This is a genomic window from Rosenbergiella sp. YN46 (genome assembly GCF_036620675.1).
Lineage (GTDB): Bacteria > Pseudomonadota > Gammaproteobacteria > Enterobacterales > Enterobacteriaceae > Jejubacter.
The window spans coordinates 281,470-289,431 of record NZ_JAZHEE010000004.1 but is presented as its reverse complement, the minus strand read 5'-3'; the positions used below and the strand labels follow the sequence as shown (position 1 = coordinate 289,431).

Below are 7,962 nucleotides of genomic sequence, written 5' to 3'. Positions count from 1 at the left end.
ACCAGGCTGGCGCTAATTTTACCCTTCTGCCCATAGGGGAGAGGGGACCAGGCTGGCGCTAATTTTACCCTTCTGCCCATAGGGGAGAGGGGACCAGGCTGGCGCTAATTTTACCCTTCTGCCTAGAGAGGGTTAGGGCTGGCGCTGGTTTTCCCCCTGGCCGGGGTGAGGAAGCTTAGCGCCCGCCGCGTACCACTCCCTCTTCCAGCAGCAGATCGAATATCGCCTGCGCCATTTTGAGTACTAGCTTATGCGATCGCTATTTACTTTCTCTGCTTATTTCACACTCGCTTGATAATGATAATTTAATAGAAGGTGCTGTTGATATTTCAGGATGAGTTATAGCATCAAGGTTATGCCGTTACGCCATATGGACTGCCTGGATTATGCAAAGAAAATCGCTTATCCCTACTTTATTTTTATAATACCACCGTTTTCCTGCATGCGATAAACACCATCATAAACAGTCAACAACACTCCCCCTCTCCGGTCATTTTCGACAGAAAACACGGCTTTTTTATCTATACAGTTCTTTGCAGCTTTCATATCTAAAAAACAGCGGCGGTCATACTTCCCCTGCTCTTTATAGCCATCACCAAAGTCCCAAAAATTTATATAGAAATTCCCATAAGATGATGCTTTTGGGATATTGTATTTTGTTTTTAGCATTTTTTGGTTATCAACCCACCAATTTAGTTTACCCTGGTCCGTGATGGGAAAGTTTTTTACTAAAACCTCGCTAAAATTATCCTCCTGATGAACAGCAACAATCTTCACAGGACGCAGAGACAGCCAAAACCAGTAACTAAGTAGCATACAGCCAGCAAGGGAAAGTAACACGATGATTTTCTTATTTTTCACTCTCATCTTCGGGATCCTGTGACTTCAACAGTCGCTTCCATATCAACCATAAATGGCCTGAAACCAAACTCGCTGTATCGCTGTAACACAAACCAGATACGGAAAAACCGGAACTGATTAAATTTAAACCTTAATATATCTTCACTATCCAGACCAAAGTGATCCTGGACTTTGTAATAAACCAATGCACGGTAGCGTTCATTATCAATCTGTAGTGATTTTATGATTATATGAGTTGCCCAGGTATCATGGACAGTTATCCCCATGCCGTTGAAGTTATCCTGGAATCGGTCAAATTTTGGGAGCTTACCATCTAATATTAATTTAGTTATTTCCCCTTTCATTTCCAATGGGTAATTTTTATTATTCCAGTCTATGTTTTTATTGAGAGCTTTATCAACTCTTAATAACGTACTATTATCACTCTTATCCTTAACAATATGTTCCCTCAATGCCCTGTCCAGCAGCATATGCCGGAACGGCGCACCATTGGCTATCTGCATATGGGTGATCATCTGCTGTATTAGCGGCTTGTAAGGGCCATATATAGAAAACGCGCGGGATAAATCCCTAAATTCGTTAAAGAGAATAGCGGCACACCGCTGGCGAGTGATTTTCGCCCCTTCGCCTCGGGAACCATGAAACATCGACTGAGGCTGACTGAATGGGGTAATCTTCGTCAGCCTGTACGGGTTCGCCCTGGTGGAAACATCGACCAGACGATACTGTGTTTTTAGCTGCCTTTCAGACAGGTCACCATAGTGCATATCGCAAGCGCGGTAATCATCCATCCTTTTTTGCGTTTTAAATATCGCGCAGGGAAACCGAAGTGCGGGCATACAAAGACGTTCCTCGTCGTGATAGTCCTCCAGGTAGTACCGCAATCATAAGCAACGCCTCGCCACTGTGTAAATATTATGGTTTTTTACCATGCAAATTCGGATTTGTGAGCGGTAAAATAAGTGAGAAGGGCTGAGGAATGCCACAACAACTCAGCGCCCGCTGCGTACCACGCCCTCTTCCAGCAGCAGATCGAATATCGCCTGCGCCATTTCGGATGCCGGTTTATCACGCAGAATCCGGCCGCCATCGCCCTGAGACTTCGCGGTCGCCGCCCTGAAGCGGTCAGCAGCAGTTTTCGCTTTGGCCACCTGTAAACGCTTCGGTCGCTTGCGGGCCGGCGCTTCATGCCACTGCGCTCTTACCTCATCGCAATGCTCAACGCCCGCCGCCTGTGTTTCCAGCTGTGCACGGCTGGCGGGGCCGAAAGCGCTCTGACGCGGAGTCGGCGCCGCCATATCAACACTGGCGATAAACGGCAGCGATACGGTCAACGCCCGACGTTGGCCGCGCGGCAGCGCCTGTAGCAGATGCGCCTCACCGCACCCGACACTAACGATATCGGCAATACCGGTGACGACCGGTATCCCCAGCGCCTCTCCCAGCAGGTAAGGCACCATCCCGGAGGATTCGCCGCTCTCGGCCCGTACGCCGGTCAGGATGATATCCGGCCTGTTCTGGCTCAGATAACGCTCCAGAGCGGGAACCACGTCCGCCATCTCATTCTGTTCCAGGACCCGCAATGAACTCAGCCCCATTCCCGCATAGCTGCGCAGCGCCTGAGCGTGGGGATCGCCCGCGTGGAGCACCTCCAGCCCCTGGGGCGCCAGGCTCAGCCCCAGCTCAACGGCCCGGGCATCCTGTCCGGCACGGCGCTCGCGTCCGGAGTCGGGGTGCTGCCCCACTGATACCAGCGCGGTGACCCGCAGGCTGGCGTTACGCTTTTCAGGCTGCATGTTCGAACTCCTCCTGACGATGGTCCCTGACCAGCCGGATAAGCTGGGTCATAATCTCGCTGCTATCGCCAATTGCGCTGAGCGCTGCGCGTTTCACCATGTCGCAACCGGCATCGGTATTTATGGCGATCACCTTGTCGCACTGACCAATACCCTGCAAATGCTGAATAGCCCCGGAAATGCCCACCGCCACATAGACCCGGGCGGTCACCCAGGTGCCGGTGGCGCCCACCTGCCGCTGGCGTGGCATATGACCATCGTCCACCGCCACCCGGCTGGCGCCTTCCGTGGCGCCAAGCGCTTCGGCGCACTGATGAAACAGCCTCCAGTCCTGTACGCCATTGCCCGCCGACAGAATAAATTCCGCTTCTGCCAGCGCCACCGCGTTGGGATCCACCGCGACCTGGCCGCCGTCGTGAATGTGCAGCTCCACGCTCACCGTCTGGCGGAGCTGAACCGGCAGCACTTCGTGTCGGGTATCATCAACAGGATCCGCGCACTCCGCCGCCAGCAGCAGCAGGCGCGGCGTGGCACGGGTGATATCGATACTGCCCCCGGCGCCGCGACACAGGCTCTGCTGCGCATCCACCCGCCAGGCCTGAGTCGCCGGGCGCTCTCCCAGCCGGGCCGCCAGCCGGCATCCCAGTTCAAATCCCCCCGCCACGCTATCCGGCAGCAGCCAGTAGCGCGGCGCGAACTGCCTGTCCACCTCATGCATCGCGGCAACGCGCAGCTCCGGCGCATACGCCTGATATCCGGCGCCGTTCAGCACCAGCAGCCTGTCGACACCCGCGGTATCGAACGAGGACTCGCGATATTCGCCAAACACAATGGCGAGCACCGCCCCGGCGCCGCCCAGCTCGCGGATTAGCGCATGGGCCTGACCCAGCACATCCCGGTCGTGATCGCTCAACCGTCCCCCCACCATATCCGGCACCACGGCGATGTAGTAATCCACCTGCTCCACCCGATGTAGCGGCAGCGTCGCGGTTTTCACGGCGCTCACCGCCCGGCGCCCTGCCAGGATTGTCGGCCCACTAATGTTCATTCGGTCAATGCGACGAATGCCGTTGGGGCCGATAAAACCCAGCGCATGGGGGTTACGGCGAATCAGCCCGGAGGGCCCCCGGGATTCGGCTGCTGGCACCGTTATGGCCGCATGCTGCGGATGCAGACGGTTACGTGCAATCCACTCGGCGCGCGGATCTCTGCGCATAATCTCGCTCATCAGGCTACCTCCATCGCAGATTGTTCGCTCTTACGTCGGACTGGCGGCGCGGCTGGTTCCACCAGCGCCTCAGCCACCAGTTCGGCGATATCCTTCACTTCCGGACGCGGCTCCACCACGCCTTCAAGCATCGCGGTGCACTGCTGGCAACCGACGGCCACCACCTCTGCGCCGGTGGCCCGGACATCTTCCATGCGCATGTCGGCAATCCGCCGTTCGCCAGGAATATCGGTAACAGGCGCGCCGCCTCCGCCTCCGCAGCAGCGGGAACGAAAGCCGGAGCGTTCCATCTCGACCGGCTGAATCCCCAGTTCAGCCAGCAGCTCACGAGGGGCTTCATACTCGCCGTTATAGCGCCCCAGATAGCAGGGATCGTGCCAGGTGACGCTGCCACCCTTGTAGTCATTCAGGTTCAGCAACTGCGCCTTCACCAGCTCATTAATAAAGGTGGTGTGGTGCAGCACGTCGTAGTCCGGCTGCGCCCCTTCGGGATAGAGATCCGGGTACTCGTTTTTCAGGCAGTGAAAGGCGTGCGGGTCGGTGGTCACAATCCGGTTAAAACGATACTTGCCCAGGGTGGCGATATTGCATTTCGCCAGCCTCTGGAAGGTGGCGTCGTCCCCCAGACGGCGCGCCACGTCGCCGCTGTCCAGCTCCTCGTCCCCCAGCACGGCGAAATCCACCCCCGCCGCTTTCAGAATCTTCACGAAGGCGCGCAGGATCCGCTGGCTGCGCATATCAAACGCGCCGTCGGATACCCAGAACAGCACATCCGCCTGTCCCACCTCTTTCATTACCCGCAGATTTTGATCCGCCGCCCAGTGGGTGCGACTACGGGGGTTAAAGCCGTTAGGGTTGTCGGTGGCTATCAGATTGTCCAGCACCTCGGCCCCTTTATTCGGCGTGGCGCCTTTTTCCAGCGTCAGGAAGCGGCGCATATCGACGATGGCATCTACATGCTCGATCATCATCGGGCACTCTTCCACACAGGCGCGACAGGTGGTGCAGGACCACAGGGTCTCCGGGCTGACCAGCCCTTCGGTAATCGGTTGATGCGGTGAGCCGGTCGCATTGCCGACCTCAATGCCTGGATGAGGGCTACCGGCAAAACGGGCGTCAGATCCCCCTGCCAGGCCGACCACCATATCCTGAATCAGCTTCTTGGGGTTAAGCGGTTGCCCGGCGGCGAAGGCCGGGCACATCGCCTCGCACCTGCCGCACTGTACGCAGGCATCGAAACCGAGCAGTTGGTTCCATTTAAAGTCGACGGGCTTTTCCACCCCCAGCTTAGGCGCATCCAGATCCACCGCCTTCAGGCCAGTGGAACGCCCGCCGCCAAAACGCTCGGGGCGCCGGTGAAACGCCAGGTGCAGAGCGCCAGCAAAGGCGTGCTTCATCGGCCCGCCCCAGGCCATGCCGAATACCAGTTCCCCCAGCCCCCAGACTATCCCGACGCCCAGCACCGCCGCCAGCAGCCAGCCGCCGCTGCCCTGCGGCAGAATCCCCGCCGCAGGCAGCGTGGCGATAAAAAAGCTGGCAGCGAAGGCCAACAGACTCTTCGGCAGCCGCATCCACGGCCCTTTCGACAGGCGAGCAGGCGGATTGCGGCGACGCCGCCAGACAAACAGCGCCCCCACCAGCATCAGCGCCAGCGACCCCAACAGCGCCGTAGCCAGCCAGCGACTATGAATGCCTGACAGATGAACCGCCAGAATCAGCACCATCGACAAGACAAAGCCGCCTGCGGTCGCCACGTGGGTATTCGACATTACCTTATCGCGCGCCACCACATGGTGAAGATCCACCAGATAGCGGCGCGGCATGGCCATCAGCCCGGCAAACCCGGCCGTTTTTTCCGGCTGGCCGGCGCGCCACAGACGGATCCTTCTGATCATCCCCACCAGAGCCAGCAGCAGTACCGCAGCCAGCAGCACCGGGAGTAATCTGTCGAGTATCATGCAGCCCCCTCTGTTACAGATCCTTGCACAGGCGTAATGCGTCATAGATAGCCGCGTGCACATTGCGCTGGGAAACGCAGTCCCCCAACCGCCAGAGGATCATGCCTTCTCCCGTCTGCGCCAGAACAGGCTGGGGATGAGCGGCAAACAGCGCCTCGTTATCAATCTGCCCCTGGTTACGCGATTCCGCCTTCAGCTGGTAGTAAAGCTCTTCGTTGGGTCGGGTGCCGTTTTCAATCACCACCTGATCCACCACCCGCTCCTCCTTCTGGCCGGTGTACTCGTTTTCCAGCACCGCCACCAGTTGGTCGCCTTCGCGATAAACCGACTCCAGTGCCAGATCCGCAGTCATGATCACCGCCTTTTCGTACAGGCTGCGATAATAGGTCGGGAAAGTGGTACCGCCGATACCAACGCCGGGTTTAATGTCGTCGGTGACCAGTTCCACCAGCGCCCCTTTGGCGGCCAGGTAATCGGCGGTAGACATACCGGTAAATTCACAGATGGTGTCGTAGATCAGCACGTTTTTACCCGGCTCCACGGCGCCGGTCAGAATGTCCCAACTGGCCACCACTCGCCCGTCATCGGCGCCCCATTCCGGGTTTTGTTCCATAAACGGACGACCCCCGGTCGCCAGAATGCAAACGTCCGGCCTCAGATCGCGTACCATGGCGGCGTCCGCTTCTCTATTGAGTTGAATCTCCACTCCTAATCGTTCCAGCTCCATGGCCAGCCAGCGGGTAATACCCGCCATTTGGTCACGCTGCGGCGCCCGGGCTGCAATGGTTATCTGACCGCCCAGCTCTGAAGCGCGCTCCACCAGCGTGACCTGATGACCGCGCTCGGCCGCCACCCGGGCGGCCTCCATGCCTCCGGGACCACCGCCTACCACGACCACCCTGCGGCGCGGCCCGGCGCTCTTTTCAATAATGTGCGGCAACCCCATATATTCGCGGGAGGTGGCTGCATTCTGAATGCACAGCACATCCAGCCCCATATACTGGCGATCGATGCAATAGTTAGCTCCCACACACTGGCGGATCTGATCCACCTGATTCAGTTTGATCTTGGCAATAAGGTGCGGATCGGCGATATGGGCCCGGGTCATGCCCACAAAGTCGACGTAACCCTGTTCCAGAATACGCTGGGCCTGATTGGGATCCTTGATGTTCTGGGCGTGGATCACCGGCACCGACACCACCTCTTTGATTCCTGCGGCCAGATGCAGGAACGGCTCCGGCGGATAGCTCATATTCGGAATCACATTCGCCAGGGTGTTGTGGGTGTCGCATCCGGAACCCACCACGCCAAAGTAGTCCACCATGCCCGTGGCATCGTAGTAAGCGGCAATCTGCTTCATATCTTCGTGGCTCAGGCCGTCGGGATGAAACTCATCGCCAGTAATACGCATCCCCACCACAAAATCTGGCCCCACCGCATCCCGTACTGCTTTCAGCACTTCCATGCCGAAACGCATGCGATTTTCAAAGTTGCCACCCCACTCGTCGGTACGTTTATTGACGCGCGGAGACCAGAACTGATCAATCATGTGTTGGTGCACAGCCGAAAGTTCCACGCCGTCCAGCCCGCCCTCTTTGGCGCGTACCGCCGCCCGAGCGAAGTCGCCGATCACCCGCCAGATCTCTTCCACTTCAATAGTCTTACAGGTAGCGCGGTGCACCGGTTCACGGATGCCCGACGGCGACATCAGGTTCGGCCAGTTTTCGCCGTCCCAGCGCGAACGGCGCCCCATATGGGAGATCTGGATCATGATTTTGCCGCCGTGCTTGTGTACCGCGTCGGCCAGATTCTGGAAATGGGGAATGATGCGATCGGTGGAAAGATTCACCGAGCTCCACCAGCTCTGGGGGCTGTCGATAGACACCACGCTGGAACCACCGCAAATACAGAGCCCACAGCCACCTTTAGCCTTCTCTTCGTAATATTTCACGTAGCGTTCGGTGGTCATGCCGCCATCAGTGGCATAGACCTCGGCGTGAGCGGTACTGACGATGCGATTGCGGATGGTCAGCTTGTTAATATTCAACGGCTGGAACAGAAGATCAAACTGGGACATGGCTACACCCTGATTCAATGCAAAAACCCCGGCCGCTCGCAG

General features: G+C 57.7%; 6 protein-coding genes. All 6 read right to left on the bottom strand.

Features of this window, described 5'->3' with window-relative positions:
- Window positions 1-408: 408 nt before the first annotated feature.
- Window positions 409-867, bottom strand: a complete 459-nt coding sequence (locus V3W49_RS06150) for a DUF943 family protein (RefSeq protein WP_500144353.1) — start codon at window positions 865-867, stop codon at window positions 409-411.
- Window positions 864-1,700, bottom strand: a complete 837-nt coding sequence (locus tag V3W49_RS06145; RefSeq protein WP_500144351.1) for a YPO3983 family protein — start codon at window positions 1,698-1,700, stop codon at window positions 864-866. Before V3W49_RS06145 ends, V3W49_RS06150 begins: the two co-directional genes overlap by 4 nt.
- A gap of 153 nt (window positions 1,701-1,853) precedes the next feature.
- The gene (etfB, locus tag V3W49_RS06140; protein WP_500144350.1) at window positions 1,854-2,657 is read right to left on the bottom strand and encodes an electron transfer flavoprotein subunit beta; all 804 of its coding nucleotides are present in this window, start codon (window positions 2,655-2,657) and stop codon (window positions 1,854-1,856) included.
- A complete protein-coding gene (gene etfA, locus V3W49_RS06135; RefSeq protein ID WP_500144348.1) occupies window positions 2,647-3,885 on the bottom strand; it encodes an electron transfer flavoprotein subunit alpha in 1,239 nt (412 codons plus the stop codon). The genes etfB and etfA overlap by 11 nt, the downstream gene beginning before the upstream one ends.
- On the bottom strand, window positions 3,885-5,840 hold the full coding sequence (locus V3W49_RS06130; protein ID WP_500144372.1) for a (Fe-S)-binding protein: 1,956 nt from the start codon (window positions 5,838-5,840) through the stop codon (window positions 3,885-3,887). Before V3W49_RS06130 ends, etfA begins: the two co-directional genes overlap by 1 nt.
- Window positions 5,841-5,856: 16 nt before the next feature.
- Complete coding sequence (dgcA, locus tag V3W49_RS06125; protein WP_500144346.1) at window positions 5,857-7,920, bottom strand: dimethylglycine demethylation protein DgcA; 2,064 nt, start codon at window positions 7,918-7,920, stop codon at window positions 5,857-5,859.
- Window positions 7,921-7,962: the final 42 nt, after the last annotated feature.